Origin of the sequence: Streptomyces arenae, assembly GCF_022343545.1 — a bacterium.
Lineage (GTDB): Bacteria > Actinomycetota > Actinomycetes > Streptomycetales > Streptomycetaceae > Streptomyces > Streptomyces humi.
This window is the reverse complement of sequence record NZ_JAKQYH010000055.1, coordinates 40,055-54,488: the sequence shown is the minus strand read 5'-3', so window position 1 is coordinate 54,488 and position 14,434 is coordinate 40,055. Positions and strand designations below refer to the sequence as shown.

At 72.7% G+C, this 14,434-nt stretch carries 14 protein-coding genes; 5 read left to right on the top strand and 9 right to left on the bottom strand.

Going from position 1 to position 14,434, the window contains the following annotated elements:
• Window positions 1-117: 117 nt before the first annotated feature.
• Together MB828_RS24710 and MB828_RS24705 are read left to right on the top strand one after the other, a co-directional pair.
• The gene (locus MB828_RS24710; RefSeq protein WP_133021668.1) at window positions 118-1,500 is read left to right on the top strand and encodes a DUF445 domain-containing protein; all 1,383 of its coding nucleotides are present in this window, start codon (window positions 118-120) and stop codon (window positions 1,498-1,500) included.
• 84 nt (window positions 1,501-1,584) lie between these two features.
• Window positions 1,585-3,051 carry an MFS transporter gene (locus tag MB828_RS24705; protein ID WP_301650147.1) on the top strand — a complete coding sequence of 489 codons (1,467 nt, stop codon included), beginning with the start codon at window positions 1,585-1,587 and terminating at the stop codon, window positions 3,049-3,051.
• Between the two features lie 92 nt (window positions 3,052-3,143).
• Here the strand turns inward: MB828_RS24705 and MB828_RS24700 are convergent, their stop codons facing one another.
• Window positions 3,144-4,085, bottom strand: a complete 942-nt coding sequence (locus MB828_RS24700) for an AraC family transcriptional regulator (RefSeq protein ID WP_301650146.1) — start codon at window positions 4,083-4,085, stop codon at window positions 3,144-3,146.
• Between the two features lie 100 nt (window positions 4,086-4,185).
• Here MB828_RS24700 and MB828_RS24695 point away from each other — a divergent pair, with 100 nt between their 5' ends.
• On the top strand, window positions 4,186-5,097 hold the full coding sequence (locus MB828_RS24695; protein WP_301650145.1) for an MBL fold metallo-hydrolase: 912 nt from the start codon (window positions 4,186-4,188) through the stop codon (window positions 5,095-5,097).
• A gap of 26 nt (window positions 5,098-5,123) precedes the next feature.
• On the opposite strand, the gene MB828_RS24690 is transcribed toward MB828_RS24695, so the two are convergent.
• A complete protein-coding gene (locus MB828_RS24690) occupies window positions 5,124-6,605 on the bottom strand; it encodes an alginate lyase family protein (protein ID WP_301650144.1) in 1,482 nt (493 codons plus the stop codon).
• Between the two features lie 60 nt (window positions 6,606-6,665).
• Complete coding sequence (locus tag MB828_RS24685; protein WP_301650143.1) at window positions 6,666-7,160, bottom strand: hypothetical protein; 495 nt, start codon at window positions 7,158-7,160, stop codon at window positions 6,666-6,668.
• A gap of 144 nt (window positions 7,161-7,304) precedes the next feature.
• Here MB828_RS24685 and MB828_RS24680 point away from each other — a divergent pair, with 144 nt between their 5' ends.
• Window positions 7,305-8,261: a GlxA family transcriptional regulator gene (locus MB828_RS24680; RefSeq protein ID WP_301650142.1), complete on the top strand. Its 957-nt coding sequence runs from the start codon at window positions 7,305-7,307 to the stop codon at window positions 8,259-8,261.
• A 141-nt stretch (window positions 8,262-8,402) separates the two neighbouring features.
• On the opposite strand, the gene MB828_RS24675 is transcribed toward MB828_RS24680, so the two are convergent.
• From MB828_RS24675 to MB828_RS24650, 6 genes are all read right to left on the bottom strand, one after another.
• Window positions 8,403-8,705 (bottom strand): hypothetical protein, encoded by a 303-nt coding sequence (locus MB828_RS24675; RefSeq protein ID WP_133022321.1) that lies wholly within the window; start codon window positions 8,703-8,705, stop codon window positions 8,403-8,405.
• A gap of 92 nt (window positions 8,706-8,797) precedes the next feature.
• Window positions 8,798-10,066, bottom strand: a complete 1,269-nt coding sequence (locus tag MB828_RS24670; RefSeq protein ID WP_301650141.1) for a hypothetical protein — start codon at window positions 10,064-10,066, stop codon at window positions 8,798-8,800.
• A 29-nt stretch (window positions 10,067-10,095) separates the two neighbouring features.
• Window positions 10,096-10,602 (bottom strand): SigE family RNA polymerase sigma factor, encoded by a 507-nt coding sequence (locus MB828_RS24665; protein ID WP_133021675.1) that lies wholly within the window; start codon window positions 10,600-10,602, stop codon window positions 10,096-10,098.
• 229 nt (window positions 10,603-10,831) lie between these two features.
• On the bottom strand, window positions 10,832-11,374 hold the full coding sequence (locus MB828_RS24660) for an MOSC domain-containing protein (protein ID WP_301650140.1): 543 nt from the start codon (window positions 11,372-11,374) through the stop codon (window positions 10,832-10,834).
• A 110-nt stretch (window positions 11,375-11,484) separates the two neighbouring features.
• Window positions 11,485-12,657 carry a serine hydrolase domain-containing protein gene (locus MB828_RS24655; protein WP_301650139.1) on the bottom strand — a complete coding sequence of 391 codons (1,173 nt, stop codon included), beginning with the start codon at window positions 12,655-12,657 and terminating at the stop codon, window positions 11,485-11,487.
• 81 nt (window positions 12,658-12,738) lie between these two features.
• Entirely contained in the window at window positions 12,739-13,476 is a 738-nt protein-coding gene (locus tag MB828_RS24650; protein ID WP_301650138.1) for an SDR family oxidoreductase, read from the bottom strand.
• 104 nt (window positions 13,477-13,580) lie between these two features.
• On the opposite strand from MB828_RS24650, the gene MB828_RS24645 reads away from it, so the two are divergent.
• A complete protein-coding gene (locus MB828_RS24645) occupies window positions 13,581-14,429 on the top strand; it encodes a LysR family transcriptional regulator (protein ID WP_301650137.1) in 849 nt (282 codons plus the stop codon).
• The last annotated feature ends 5 nt before the right edge of the window (window positions 14,430-14,434 follow it).

Here is a 14,434-nt window from a genome sequence, read left to right as displayed (position 1 = left end):
TGTGGCTCTCCTCGACCTGTGGGCGGCTCCGACCAACGGCGCCTGCCGCAATTTTCCCGAACATACAGACGACGGGAACTCTTGTTCCGTTCCGGGAGTAGGTCAGCAAGGGACAATATGTGCGGGATCACCGTGAGGGTGACCGGCTGCGGACGGGTGGAGCGGATGGCGGAACCTACGGAGACGGCGGACGGCGGGCCGGGCGGCCGGGCGGGCGCCGTACCGTCGTACAAGTCGATGAACGCCTTCACGCCCGCCGACGAGGAGCGTCAGCGAGGCGTGCGGCGGATGAAGACCACGGCGACCGGCCTGCTGCTGTTCGTCGCCCTGGTGTACGCGCTGGCGAAATGGGCGTCCGGTGCGGGCGCCGGCGCCTGGGCGGACTACGTGGCGGCGGCGGCCGAGGCGGGCATGGTCGGCGCGCTGGCCGACTGGTTCGCGGTGACCGCCCTGTTCCGGCACCCCCTCGGCCTGCCCATCCCGCACACCGCGATCATCCCCACGAAGAAGGATCAGCTGGGCGTCTCGCTGGGCGAGTTCGTCGGCGAGAACTTCCTCTCCCAGGACGTCGTACGGCAGCGGCTGCACGCCGTCGGCATCGGCAGCCGGCTCGGTGCGTGGCTCGCCGAGCCGAAGAACGCCGACCGGGTGACGGCCGAGCTGGCGACCGCGCTGCGCGGCGCCCTGACCGTGATGCGGGACTCGGACGTCCAGGCCGTGGTCGGCGAGGCGATCACCCGCCGGGCCGACGCCCAGGAGATCGGCCCCGGCATCGGCAAGATGCTGGAGCGGATCGTCGCCGACCAGGGCCACAAGCGGGTCGTGGACCTGGTCGTCAGCCGGGCCCACGACTGGCTGGTCACGCACGGCGACTCGGTGATGGACGCCGTGCAGGGCGGCGCGCCCGGCTGGACACCCCGGTTCGTGGACCGGCGGGTCGGCGAGCGCGTCTACAAGGAACTGCTGCGGTTCTGCGCCGAGATGCGGGACATGCCGTCCCACCCGGCGCGCGGTGCCCTGGACCGCTTCCTCACGGACTTCGCGAACGACCTCCAGTCCGACACCGACACCCGGGCCCGGGTCGAACGCCTCAAGGGCGAGGTCCTCGGCCGCGGCGAGGTGCAGGACCTGATCGCGTCCGCCTGGACGGCCGTACGGTCCATGATCGTCTCGGCGGCCGAGGACGAGCGCAGCGAACTGCGGCTGCGGGTGCGCGCCTCGCTGATCTCCCTGGGCGCCCGGATGGCCACGGAGCCCAAGGTCCAGGAGAAGGTCGACAGCTGGGTCGAGGGCGCGGCCGTGCACGTGGTGACCACGTACCGGAAGGAGATCACCTCGCTGATCACCGACACGGTGGCCGGCTGGGACGCCGAGCACACCACCCGGAAGATCGAGGCGCACATCGGGCGCGACCTCCAGTTCATCCGGATCAACGGCACGGTGGTCGGATCGCTGGCCGGCGTACTGATCTTCACCGTGTCACGGGCGCTGGGGGCGTAGCCGGCGCTCCGCGGGGCACTCGATCGGGCGGCTTTCGGTCATGGAGTCCCGGTCGAGGAGGCGTGTGTGGGTACGGCTACGGCTATGGGCGCGGATGAACACGGCGGACGGACGATCACCTCCCGTATCCCGGCCCGACTGGACCGGCTCCCGTGGTCCCGCTGGCACTGGACGATCGTCATCGGCCTGGGCACGGTCTGGATCCTGGACGGCCTGGAGGTCACGGTCGTCGGCAACATCGCGAGCCGTCTGTCGGAGCCGGGCAGCGGCCTGCCGATCTCCTCTTCGCAGGTCACCGGCACGGCCGCGGCTCTCTACGTGGCCGGTGCCTGTATCGGGGCGCTGTTCTGGGGGCGTCTGACCGACCGGTTCGGCCGCAAGAGACTCTTCATGATCACCCTGGCGGTGTACCTGGCCGCCACCGCCCTCACCTCCCTCTCCTTCGCCCCCTGGTGGTTCTTCCTCTTCCGGTTCCTGACCGGGTTCGGCATCGGCGGCGAGTACGCGGCGATCAACTCCGCGATCGACGAACTGATCCCGGCGCAGTACCGCGGCCGGGTGGACCTCGTCATCAACGGCAGTTTCTGGCTCGGCGCGATCGGCGGCTCGCTGCTGTCGATCGTCGCGCTGAACACGGACTTCCTGGCCAAGGACGTGGGCTGGCGGCTGACGTTCGCCCTCGGTGTCGTCCTCGGCCTGGTCATCCTCCTGGTACGGCGCAACGTCCCGGAGAGCCCGCGCTGGCTGCTGATCCACGGCCGGGACAAGGAGGCGGAGGACGTCGTCTCCTCGATCGAGCGGCGGATCGAGGCGGAGACGGGTGAGTCGCTCCCGGAGCCGGAGGGCGAGCTGGTGATCCACCAGCGCGGCAGCGTCACGTTCGCGGAGATCGCCCGCACGGTCTTCGGCAACTACCGGCGGCGGGCCGCCCTCGGCTTCTCCCTCTTCATAGGGCAGGCGTTCCTCTACAACGCGATCACCTTCGGCTTCGGCGCGATCCTCACGACGTTCTTCGACGTGCCGACGGGCGACACGGGTTACTACTTCGTGGTCATCGCGGTGGGCAACTTCCTCGGGCCGCTGCTGCTGGGCAAGCTGTTCGACACGGTCGGCAGGCGGGTGATGATCTCGTCGACGTACCTGCTGTCGGGGGTGCTGCTGTTCGTGACCGCGTGGCTGTTCGGCCGGGGGTCGCTGTCCGCGGGGACGCTCACGGCCTGCTGGTGCGTGGTGCTGTTCTTCGCGTCGGCGGGGGCGTCCAGCGCGTACCTCACGGTCTCCGAGATCTTCCCGATGGAGACCCGCGCGATGTCGATCGCGTTCTTCTACGCGCTGGGCACGGCTGCGGGCGGCATCAGCGGGCCGCTGCTGTTCGCCGACCTGACCGGGACCGGGAAGGTGTCGGACACGGTGCTGGCCTTCCAGATCGGCGCGGGCCTGATGTGTGCGGCGGGGCTGGTGGCGGCGCTGCTCGCGGTGAACGCGGAACGGCGGTCGCTGGAGGACGTGGCGACACCGCTGTCGGCTGCGCCGGGCCGGGCGCAGGCGTAGGAGGTGCGTCGCTGCGGGCGGGTGGGGGCCTGTCGCGCAGTTCCTCCCCCAGCCTTCGGCCGGGGGCACCCCCAGCGCCCCTTTCGGGGCCTTTACAGCCGTCCGTTTTCAAGGGTGCGGTTCGCTGACTCTGCTCGGTAGCGGCCCGGGGTGGTGCCGAACTCTCGTTGGAAGGCGTGGGAGAGGGCGTAGGGGCTGCCGTAGCCGACGCGGTCGGCGATCGTGGCCAGGGTGTCGGGGGTGTCCCTGAGCAGCCCGGCCGCGAGGATCAGCCGCCACCAGGTGAGGTAGGCCATCGGCGGGCGGCCCACCAGCGCGGTGAACCGGCGTGCCAGGGTGGGGCGGGAGACGCCCGTCTCCGCCGCCAGCCGGTCGTTGCTCCACGGCGCCGCCGGGTCGGAGTGCAGCGCCCGCAGGCCCGCGGCCGTCACCGGGTCGCCCAGCGCGGCGGGCCACACACCCGTGGTCGTCTCGCTCATCCAGGAGCGGATCATGTAGACGAGGAGCAGGTCGAGCAGGTTCGGCAGCGCGACGGCGGAACCGGGCCGCCGCTCGTCCAGCTCACCGGCGAGCAGCTCGATCGCCGCCCGTAGTTCGGGGTGGCTGCCCACCCGGTTGGGCAGGTGCACCACCTCGGGAAGCTCCGTCATCAGCGGATGCATCCGGCTGCAGTCGAGCCAGTACTTGCCGCACAGCATGTCCGTGCCGTCCCGGCCGCCGGGTGGCCGGGACCGCGGCCCGCTCTCCTCGATCCACCGCTCGAACGGCACCGCCCGCGCCGCGGCCCCCGCGTCCACCGGGGCGTCCGCGATCACGTGACCGGTGCCGTGCGGCAGCAGGATCGCGTCACCCGTCCCGAGGGACACCGGTTCGCCGCCGTCGGGCAGCAGCCAGCAGCCGCCCTGGAGGACGACGTGGAAGCCCGCGCCCTCGTACGCCTCCAGCCGCGTGCACCAGCTGCCCCCGATCCGCAGCCGGCGGGAGGAGGGGTGCCCGAGATGGACGACGGAGATCGCGTCGCTCACCACATCCATGGGCTCAGCGTACCTTCCGTGCACACCCGTGAGACGGACGCGTATCCCGCTGAGTCGTGGGCGCATTGAGATGCTCGAAACGGCTTCATAAGGTCGGGGTATGACGAATGAGACCGAGGGTGTGCGGCGCATGATGCTGGGAGACGTCGAGGTCGTCCGGGTGGTCGAGTGGCACCGGCCGTTCGTGCCCGCCGCCGACATGTTCCCGGACCTCCCCGCAGAGGCGTGGAAGGACAACGAGGACTGGCTGGCCCCGGACCACTGGGAGCCGGACGGCGGCCGGGCGGTGCTCGCCCTGGCGACCTGGGTGCTGCGCAGCGCGGGGAAGACCGTCCTCGTCGACACCGGAGTGGGCGCCGGACGCGACCGGCCGGGCATGGCGCCGTTCCACCGGCGCCAGGGCGATCTGCTCGGCCGGCTGGCGCGGGCCGGCGTGCACCCGCTGGACGTCGACGTCGTCGTCAACACCCACCTCCACGTCGACCACGTCGGCTGGAACACCGTTGACGCGGACGGGGAATGGGTGCCGACGTTCCCCAGGGCCCAGTACCTCGTCCCGGCCGCCGACGACTTCCACTTCGGCCCGGACAACGCCTACGCGAACGGCGAGCGGGAGGTCGACCGTCTCATCTACGAGGACAGCGTCGCGCCCGTCCACCGGGCCGGACTGTCCGTGCTGTGGGACGGCGCCCACCGCATCGACGAACACCTCACCCTGGAGTCCGCGCCCGGCCACACCCCCGGCTCGGCCGTGCTCCGGCTCGCCTCCGGCGGCGACCGGGCGGTCTTCGCCGGCGACCTGCTGCACAGCCCCCTGCAGATCCTCCACCCCTGCTGCAACAGCAACGGGTGCGCGGACCCGGAACAGGCGGTGGCCAGCCGGCGCCGGATCCTCGCACGGGCCGCCGACGAATGGGAACTGCTCCTCCCCGCGCACTTCGGCGGCGCGGGCGCCCTGGAGGTCCGGCGGGCCGGCGACGGCTTCGCCCTCGGCCCGTGGGCCGCCTGCTGACCGGGCCGTCCCCCCGATCCGGCCGCCTACTGACGGGCCCGGGTCCGCCTGCGCAGCAACAGCAGCCCGCCGGCCAGGGCGGTGATCCCGGTGGCCGCGGTCCAGGCGACGACGTCACCGGACCCGGTGGCGGCGAGGTCACCGCGCTCACCCTGGGCCGACGGCGCGGAGGAGGCCGACGCGGACGCGGACGTGGGTGCCGACGCTGACGCGGACCCCGCCGCCGAGGCCGACGCCGTCGGACCGGGCGCCGCCGACGTGGCCGTCACACCGCCTGCCGTGCTCGCCCGGTCCCGGGTGAACGCCAGGGTTCCGAAGCCCAGTTGGTCGTAGCCGCCGCTGTTCGGGCCGTAGTCCCCGCCGCCGCCCTCCGGTGCGGCCCGCCCCGCGATCCGGGTGACGTACGTCGCCGGCAGCCCCCGCCGCCTGGTGTAGTGGTTGGCGATCATCGCCCAGATGGGGCGGGTCATGGCCGGGTCGACGGCCGCCGCGGCGCTCACCGTCTCGCTGCCCGACCAGCCTCCGACCGCGCCCTTGCGCCGGGTGCTCGCGGTGAACGGCACCTGGCCGCCCATGCTCCACTTGGCCACGTACTGCGCCCCCTTGAGGAAGCGGCTGTCGTCGTAGCCGTACAGGTCGATGCCCTGGTTCCAGGCCATCTCGCAGAACGTGCCCATCAGGCCGACGCCGAGCAGCGCGTGCCCCTGGTCGCGGCCCGCCTCCAGCCACTCGGCCAGCCCGTCGTCGTACACCACGGGGATCGCGTTCCTGACCGCCCCGAGACCGGCGCCGTTCTTGAAGTAGTCGACGGCGCGGGCGATCTGGGCGCGGTCGTCGCAGAGGATGCCGGTGGCGAGGACGCAGGCCATGTTGGCGAGGTCCCAGTTGGTCCAGTAGTTGGAGACGACCGCGTTGTTGTGCCGGACCAGGAAGTCGTCGCTCATCGCCCCGAACCGCTTGCCGAGCATCTCCTGGAACCGGGCCAGCTCGAAGTCGCCGTGGTCGCGGACGAGTTCGGCGGCGTTCGCGAACTGGTAGCCGTACAGGCCTGCGGCCAGGAACCGGTCGGCGGAGCCGCTGACCGCGGTGAGCGTGGACGACCAGGCGTTCAGGATGGCGACGGCGGTGTCCGCGTGGGCGCTCTCGCCGGTGACGTGGTAGCGCAGGGCGTTCTGGTACGCGGCGTGGATGTCGTTGTAGAGGAGGGAGTAGTTCTCCGGGGTGCCCGAGCCCCGGTACACGACGGCCTGCGGCCGCGGCTGCCAGCCGCTCTGCGCGTGCCGGTTGGCGGTCAGCCTGGCGAACCCGGCCGTGTAGGGGGCGGCGCCCGCCTTCACCTTGGCGGCCATGCGGTCGAGATCGGTACGGGTGTGCAGCAGGCCGGGGTGGACGAGGGACGCGGACCCGGCGGCGGACACGGGACCGCCCGCCGCGGCGATCCCCGCGGCGGCCCCCACCGCCACTCCCGAGGCCTTCAGCATGGTCCGGCGGCTGATCTGTCGAGTCATGTGCATGCCCCGGGAGACGGACGGGCCCGCCCTCCGATAACAGAAACCCCGGAAGTCGCCTCAGGCGCCCGTGGTGGACCCCGGCCGGACGATCATCAGTACCGTCACGACGGCCCACAGAAGGTTGAACAGACCGGTGAACATGGCCAGTTGCACGGTCGCCTGCCGGGTCACGGCCCCGCTTCCGGCTGTGGTCCCGGTTCCGGTTCCGGCTCCGCTCCCGGCCTCGACCAGTGCGGTCTGCTGGGGCAGGACCAGTGCGACGAGGACGAGCGCCGCGAGGGCCGTGAGCGCGATCGACGTGATCAGCCAGGCGCTGCCCAGCACGTGCATGTTGCTCGCCGTGGCGAACCCGAACACCGGGACGACGACGCCGACGAGCGCGTACGCCCGGCAGATCCGGTGCAGCAGCCTCAGAGTCTCGGCGGCCCGGAGGTCGTCCGGCGCCTCCAGGGCACGCCGGGCGGCGGGCGGGAACATGCTGGCGGCCACGGTGACGGGACCGATCGCGACGATCGCGGCGAGGACGTGGACGGCGAGGAGGAACTTGGTCACGGCCCCGACCGTAGGCGGCGGGCTGATCTTGCAGAAGCGGCGATACTGCCATGGTTCGACGGATTCCCGCCAGGGACGGACGGCTGGGCCGTGGCAGCCGGATCCCTCGTTGGCGGCAATCCGTCGGACAGCTATGTTCCTGCCATGCACACCGTCGCCGTCCTCGTCCTGGACCAGGTCATCCCCTCCGACTTCACCGTGCCGATCGACACCTTCGGCTGGGCCCGGCTGCCCGACGGACGGGACGCCTACCGGGTACGGGTGTGCGGGCCCGCGGCCGAGGTGACCGCGGCGGGCGGCGCGTTCACGGTCAGGGCGCCGTACGGGCTGGACGCGCTGGCCGACGCGGACACGATCATCGTGCCGGGGGTCGCGGACCCCGCCGTCGCGCCGCCCGCCGAGGTCGCCGACGCCCTGCGCACGGCCGCGGCGAACGGCACGCGGATCGCGTCGGTCTGCGTCGGGGCGTTCGTCCTCGCCGCCACCGGTCTGCTCGACGGCCTGCGCGCGACCACGCACTGGGCCGCGGCCGACACCCTGGCCGCCCTGTACCCGGGGATCGAGGTGGACCCGAACGTGCTCTACGTGGACAACGGCCAGTTCCTGACCTCGGCGGGCGCGGCGGCCGCCATGGACATGTGCCTGCACCTGGTGCGCAGGGACTACGGCTCGGCGGTCGCCGCGCACACCGCGCGGATGTCGGTGATGCCGCTGGAACGAGAGGGCGGCCAGGCCCAGTTCATCGTCCACGACCAGCCGCCGGCGCCCGCCGGGGCCGGCCTGGAGCCGCTGCTGAACTGGCTGGAGGACAACTGCGACCGGGACCTGACCCTGGAGGAGGTCGCGGCACGGGCCGGCATGAGCACCCGCACCCTCAACCGCCGCTTCCGCGAGCAGGCCGGCACCACGCCGTTGCAGTGGCTGCACCGGGCCCGGGTGCGCCGGGCCCAGCACCTGCTGGAGACCACCGGCCACCCCGTCGAGCGCATCGCGGCCCAGTCGGGCTTCGGCTCCCCGACGGCCTTCCGGGAACGCTTCCGCAGGGTGGTCGGCACGAGCCCGCAGGCCTACCGACGGTCGTTCCGCAGCCCGGCCGGCTAGCCGCCGGCCACCGACACGGGGCCTCGGCCCGGCGGTCGTCGCGGAGGGTCAGGCGCGGCGGTCGTCGCGGGGGGTCAGGCGCGGCGGTCGTCGTGGGCGGCGGTCGTCTTGGGTGGTCAGCCCGGCCTTCGTCGCGGGTGGTCAGGCGCGGCGGTCGGCGACGGCCCAGGACGCCAGTGCCACCGCGCCCGCCACGCCGAACACGGACGGCCAGGCGCCGACCTTCTTCGCCAGCGGATGCGACCCGGCGAACGCGGCGACGTACGCGGCGGACAACGCCCCCGCCGCCTTGCCGCCCGCCCGCTGCCGCCACTGCTGCGCGGCCGCGGCCCCGGCGACGGCCAGCACGGCTCCGCCCAGTGGCCGCTGCTTCGTCCAACGGGCCACGCCGTACCCTCCGACGAGCCCACCCGCGGCGATCACCGAACTGGGAACCCTGGCCATTGCGCTCTCCCTCATGTCTGGATCTCCCGAGGCTAACCCGGCGACGACCCCACCGGGCGGACCTGAGTCGACCCGTGTCAACCCCCGTGACGTCAGGCCCTCCACCGCGGGCTGAGGGCGATCGCCCGGAGCTGCTTCATGGTCAGGGCCGGAGCGGTGCGGGTGGCGGCGGTCCGCTGGGACCCCGAGTTGAAGGCGCTGATCACCACGCGGAACCCGTCCGTGCGCAGGGTGTCGGCGGTCCACATGACGACCCCGGCACCCCCCTTCTCGCCGGGCGCCTTCCGCTCCGCGACCAGGGTCCCGTCGGGCAGGGTCTCGGACCCGGAGCCGAACAGCTGACCCGCGACGTCCGACATGTCCGGCTGCACGTTGATCTGCACGAGGCTCCTGCCGTGCCCGTCGTCGACGACCACGTACGTGAACTGGTCGTCGTCGCTGCCGCGCGCCACCACCTTCAGCCCCTTGGGAATCAGCGAGGCGAGGGTCTGCCGGATCCCCTTGGCGCCCTGCCCGGCGGTGGGGGGCTCCTGGGTCTGCCGGGGGTCCTCGGGGATGGCGTCGACGACCCCCCGCCACTCCTTCGCGGCCGCCAGTACCTTCAACTGCGCCGCGGACAGCGGCGGTTCCTGCCGGCTGATCGGCGCGTCCTTCTCCGCCGCCGCGTTCCACTCGCTGACGGAGACGTGATGGCCGTCCGGGGTGACCAGGTTCGCCGTCCAGAGCTTCGTGTCCACGCGCCGGTCCGGGTACTCGTACCCCTTCACGACGGTGACGACGGAGGCGTCGGGCAGATGGCTGGTGACGCAACTGTCGTACGGGATGTAGATCTTGTCGGGGCACTGGGTGACCTGCCGGGCGTCGGTCCCGCCGGGCAGCACCCGGTTCACGGCGACACTGATGGCGGCGGCACCGTGCCCGTCGTCGTACACCAACTGCGCGTACGGATCCACGAGCGGATCCTCCGGGTCGACGCCGCGCCCCTCGGCCTGGCGGACCTTTCCCGCGGGCAGCAGCTTCTCCAGCGTGCCGATCATGTCGTCCGAGGTGACCGGGCGCCCGGCGGAGGGGGACGCGGTGACGTGCGGGTTCGTGCTCACCGCGGCGGGCGGCCGGGTGGACGACGAGCCGCCCCAGGACACCGCCACCGCGCCGCCCACGCCGACCAGCGCCACCCCCGCCGCGCCGCCCAGCACTGCGGCTCGCCGGCGCCGCCGCAGCCGCCGCCCCTGGGCCGTGCCGGCGTCGGCGAGCGCGGCCCGGTCGGTGTCGAAACCGCCGCCGGTGCGACGCAGGGCGGCGGAGAGCTCACGTTCGAAGGGATCGCTGTCGCTGTCGCTGTGCTGCTGCTCGACGGGCATGACGAACCACCGCTTCCACAAGGTTGAGGTCAGGAACGGGCGTACTCGGCGAGGTCCTCGCCCAGCAGCTCGCGCAGCCGTGCCAGGGCCCGCACGCACCGGGTTCGGACGGCGGCCGAACTCACGTTGAGCACGTCCGCGGTCTCCTGTATCGACCGGTCCTCCCAGTACCGCAGGACGACCACGGCCCGGTCCTTGGCGGGCAGCCGGGCGAGCGCGTCCAGAAGGGTCAGCCGCAGGGACGGATCGGCGCCGGCCTCCACCACGTCGGGGAACGAGTCCCGCGCCCGTTCCCGGCTGCTGAACCGCCGCCGGTGCGCGAGGAAGGTCCGGGTCAGGACGGTCTGCGCGTACCCGGCGGGGTTCCCGACGCGGGACACGCGCCCCCAGCGGACGTAGATCTGCCCGAGGGCCTCCTGCACCAGGTCCTCGGCGAGGTGGGTGTCCCCGGCGGTGAGCAGACAGGCGGACCGGTACAGATGCCCGGCCCGAGCCGCGGCGAACTCGACGTAGCCCTCCACCGCCGTGTGCCCCATCCGCGAGCTCCCCCGTCCCCGTCCGGTCCCCGGCGCCGTGCCGTCTCCGGTGTCGCGCCGTCTCCGGCGTTCTGCTGTGTCACCTCATTGATGCGGTGGGCCGGGGAAAATGTTTCAGGAGACACAAAGAAATCTCAGAGGGGACGCACGGCCCGAACCCGTCGGTCCCTGGCCGAACCCTTCGGTCCCTGGCCGAACTCATCGGCTCCTGCCCGAACTCCTCGGATTCTCAGACCTGTTCCAGTGGGCGGTGGTCGCCGGCGGGCAGCTCCACCCGGATCGCGTCCCCCGGGCGCACCACACCCCCCACCTTCACCACACTCATCACCCCGGCCTTGCGGACGACCTGCCCGTCCTCGCCCCGCCCGACGACCTGCTTCAGCAGCCCCGCCTGGAAGCCGTCGATCTGCCGGCACGGATTGCGCAGCCCGGTCACTTCGACGACGGCCTCCGCCCCGATCCGCAGCAGCGTCCCGGTCGGCAGCCCCAGCAGCCCGACACCACGGGTGGTGATGTTCTCCCCGAGCTCCCCGGCCGTCACCCGGAAGCCGACGCCCCGCACCTCCTCGAACAACTCCTCGTGGATGAGGTGCACTTGCCGCAGGTTCGGCTGGGTCGGATCCTGCGCCACCCGGGACCGGTGCCGCACGGTCACCCCCGCGTGCACATCCCCTTCCACCCCGAGCCCGGCGAGCAGCGTGATGCTCTCCCGGTTCGGCTTCGTGAAGGAGTAGACGTCATTACAGCTGACAGCGACCACGACCCCGTTCATGGAACCGACTCTAACCACGCCCTCACCCGGGCGGAAGATCGGAGACGGGGCTGGGATCGGAGACGGGGCTGGGCCCGGGCCGGGGTCACGCCACGGTGCCCCGCGCCCGTTCAGGCCAGCGCGGCCCGTACCGCCTCGACGAGTGAGGCCGCACGCGTGTCCTCGCCGCCCTCGACGATGCTGTTCATGACGTAACCGAAGGCGACGCCGTGCTCGGGGTCGGCGAAACCCAGCGAGCCGCCCCGGCCGGGATGCCCGAAGGCACGCGGACCGGTCAGGGGGTTCGTCTCGACGGGCAGCATGTACCCGGAGGCGAAGCGGACCGGGAACATGATGACCTTGTCCACCCCGGCGGCCTGCTCCGCGGTCGCCGCCGCGAGAGTCTCCGGGCTGAACAGCCGTACCCCGTCCACCTCGCCGATCAACGCGGCGTACATCCGTGCCAGGCCGCGCGCGGTGCCTATGCCGTTGGAGGCGGGGATCTCGGCGGCCTGCACCTCGGCGGAGTTGAAGTCGATCTCGGCGGGATCTGTGAGCGCGAAGGCCCGGTTGCTCAGCGACCCGGGATCCTGCAGCGCGGCGACGTACTCGCGGGCCTCGGCCGGCACGGCGTCCAGCGGCACGGTGCTCAGGTCGAACTCCGGCTTCGGGTACACCATCCGGCTGACCCGCGCCCGCTCGGCCGCCGGCAGCCCGATGAAGAAGTCCAGCCCGAGCGGTCCGGCGACCTCCTCGGCGAAGAACCGGCCGGGCGTACGGCCGGACACCCGCCGGATCACCTCCCCGACCAGCCACCCGTAGGTCCGCCCGTGGTACCCGTGCGCGGTACCCGGCTCCCACTGCGGCCGTTGCGCGGCCAGCGCGGCCACCATCGCGTCCCATCCCAGCGCGTCGGCGAGCGGCACCGGCCGGTCCAGCGCGACCAGTCCGGCCCGGTGCGACAGCAACCACCGCACCGGAACACCCGACTTGCCGTTCGCCGCGAACTCCGGCCAGTACGCGGCCACCGGAGCGTCGAGGTCCAACTCCCCGCGCTGCGCGAGCAGATGGGCGGCGGTGGCGGTGGCTCCCTTGGTCGCCGAGTACACGAGCTGCAAGGTGTCCCGCTCCCAGGGCCGCCCGGTGTCCGGATCGGCGACCCCACCCCACAGGTCCACCACCGGCCGCCCGCCCCGGTACACGCACAGGGCCGCCCCGACGTCCCCCCGCTGCTCGAAGTTGGCTGCGAACGCCTCCCGGACGCCCTCGAACCCGACCGCGACTTCCCCGTGGATCAGCGTCATGCCCACATCATGGCATCGGGACCGTCCGGACGGGCGGCCGCGGGCGGAACGGACTCCGCACGCCGCCCGCCCCCTCCCGTGTCACCACGGCACCACCCCTTCGTCGTCGAAGAAGCCGCCGGTCGGGCCGGAGTCGGGCAGCGTCGCGAGCCGGATCGCGATCGCCGCGCCCTGCGCCGGGGTGCGCACGCCACGGAAACCGTTGAGGTCGGTCGCGCAGTAGCCGGGGCAGCCCGCGTTGATCAGGATGTTCGTGTCGCTCAACTCCTTCGCGTACTGGACGGTGACGGCGTTCAGGAACGTCTTCGACGGCGAGTAGGCCACGGCGATCGGGCCCACCTCGGCGCCGGGGGTGGACTGGAGGGTCAGTGAGCCGACGCTGCTGGACATGTTGACGATCCGCGGTGCCGCCGAGCGGCGCAGCAACGGCAGCATCGCGTTGGTGACCCGGATGACCCCGATGACGTTGGTCTCCACGGCCGCCCGTACCGCCCCGACGTCGGCGGTGGTGGGCTGCTGCCCCATGCCACCGGTGATCCCGGCGTTGTTCACCAGCACGTCGAGCCGGCCGGCGCGCTCCTCGACCAGCGCGGCGGCAGCGGCCACGCTCGCGTCGTCGGTCACGTCCAGCGGCACGCCGAACGCGTCCACGCCGGCCGCCCGCAGCTTCGCCACGGCACCCTCGCGGGCCTCCTCGTCCCGGGCGCCGACCCCGACCTGCCAGCCGAGGGCGCCGAGCCCCGCCGCGATCTCGTACCCGATGCCCTTGTTCGCACCGGTCACCAGCGCGATCGTCTGTTCATTCGCCTGTTCGCTCATACCGTCGATCCTGGCCGCGGCGGGGCCGCCCCGGCCAACACCGATCGGGTGGGCGGCGATACCCGCCGGGTATCGATCCCGGCCGACCGCAGTAGCATGGCCGGGTGGAGACGCGTGAGCTGCGCTATTTCGTGGCCGTCGCCGAGGAACTGCACTTCGGCAGGGCGGCCGAGCGGCTCGGGATCGCCCAGCCCTCGCTGTCCCGGGCGATCGGCCTGCTGGAACGGCGCCTCGGAGCGACCCTGCTGGAACGCACCAGCCGCACGGTCACCCTGACCGACGCGGGTTCGGTGCTCCTGCGCGAGGCCCGCGCCGCCCTGGACGCCGTGGCGGCGGCCGAGCGCCGCACCCGCCGCGCCGCTCTCGCCGCGACCGGCGAACCCGGCGTGGTCCTCGCCACGAAGGCCGGCGCGTCCGGCGAACTCCTGGCGAAACTCCTCGACGCCTACGCCGCCGAACCCGACGCGGTCACCGTCGACCTCCTGCTGTGCGGCATCGGCGAACAGGAACACATGCTGCGCGACGGCCGAGCCGACGTGGCGCTGCTGCACCTGCCGTTCGACTCCACGGCAGGCCTCGACACCGAGGAACTCCGTACCGAGAACCAGGTGGTGCTGCTGCCCGCCGGGCATCCCCTGACCACCCGGCCCCACGTCCACGCGGCCGAGGTCACCGGCCTGCCCGACCTGCCGCTGCCGCGCTGGCCGGAGCCCGACGGCACGTACCCGGACGGCCCCGGCCCCCGGGCCCACGACCACGCACAGCTGTACCAGCTGATCGCGCTGGGCCGCGCCTGCTGGATCGCACCGGAGTCCAGCCGGGCCCAGCTCCGCGACGACGTGGTCGCCGTACCCGTCCTGGACGCGCCACCGGTCACGACCGTCATCGCCTGGCCGCCGCACAGCCGGTCGAGAGCCGTAGCGGGCCTGGTCCGAGCGGCGACGGCCCTGTGACGACC

What these genes read in the sequence shown, in the direction of transcription:
- MB828_RS24670 (WP_301650141.1), bottom strand. Translation starts at nt 10,066, where the DNA reads ATGCCCGTCGAGCAGCAGCACAGCGACAGCGACAGCGATCCCTTCGAA.
- MB828_RS24690 (WP_301650144.1), bottom strand. Translation starts at nt 6,605, where the DNA reads ATGACTCGACAGATCAGCCGCCGGACCATGCTGAAGGCCTCGGGAGTG.
- MB828_RS24710 (WP_133021668.1), top strand. Translation starts at nt 118, where the DNA reads ATGTGCGGGATCACCGTGAGGGTGACCGGCTGCGGACGGGTGGAGCGG.
- MB828_RS24660 (WP_301650140.1), bottom strand. Translation starts at nt 11,374, where the DNA reads ATGAACGGGGTCGTGGTCGCTGTCAGCTGTAATGACGTCTACTCCTTC.
- MB828_RS24655 (WP_301650139.1), bottom strand. Translation starts at nt 12,657, where the DNA reads ATGACGCTGATCCACGGGGAAGTCGCGGTCGGGTTCGAGGGCGTCCGG.
- MB828_RS24695 (WP_301650145.1), top strand. Translation starts at nt 4,186, where the DNA reads ATGACGAATGAGACCGAGGGTGTGCGGCGCATGATGCTGGGAGACGTC.
- MB828_RS24665 (WP_133021675.1), bottom strand. Translation starts at nt 10,602, where the DNA reads ATGGGGCACACGGCGGTGGAGGGCTACGTCGAGTTCGCCGCGGCTCGG.
- MB828_RS24675 (WP_133022321.1), bottom strand. Translation starts at nt 8,705, where the DNA reads ATGGCCAGGGTTCCCAGTTCGGTGATCGCCGCGGGTGGGCTCGTCGGA.
- MB828_RS24680 (WP_301650142.1), top strand. Translation starts at nt 7,305, where the DNA reads ATGCACACCGTCGCCGTCCTCGTCCTGGACCAGGTCATCCCCTCCGAC.
- MB828_RS24650 (WP_301650138.1), bottom strand. Translation starts at nt 13,476, where the DNA reads ATGAGCGAACAGGCGAATGAACAGACGATCGCGCTGGTGACCGGTGCG.
- MB828_RS24700 (WP_301650146.1), bottom strand. Translation starts at nt 4,085, where the DNA reads ATGGATGTGGTGAGCGACGCGATCTCCGTCGTCCATCTCGGGCACCCC.
- MB828_RS24705 (WP_301650147.1), top strand. Translation starts at nt 1,585, where the DNA reads ATGGGCGCGGATGAACACGGCGGACGGACGATCACCTCCCGTATCCCG.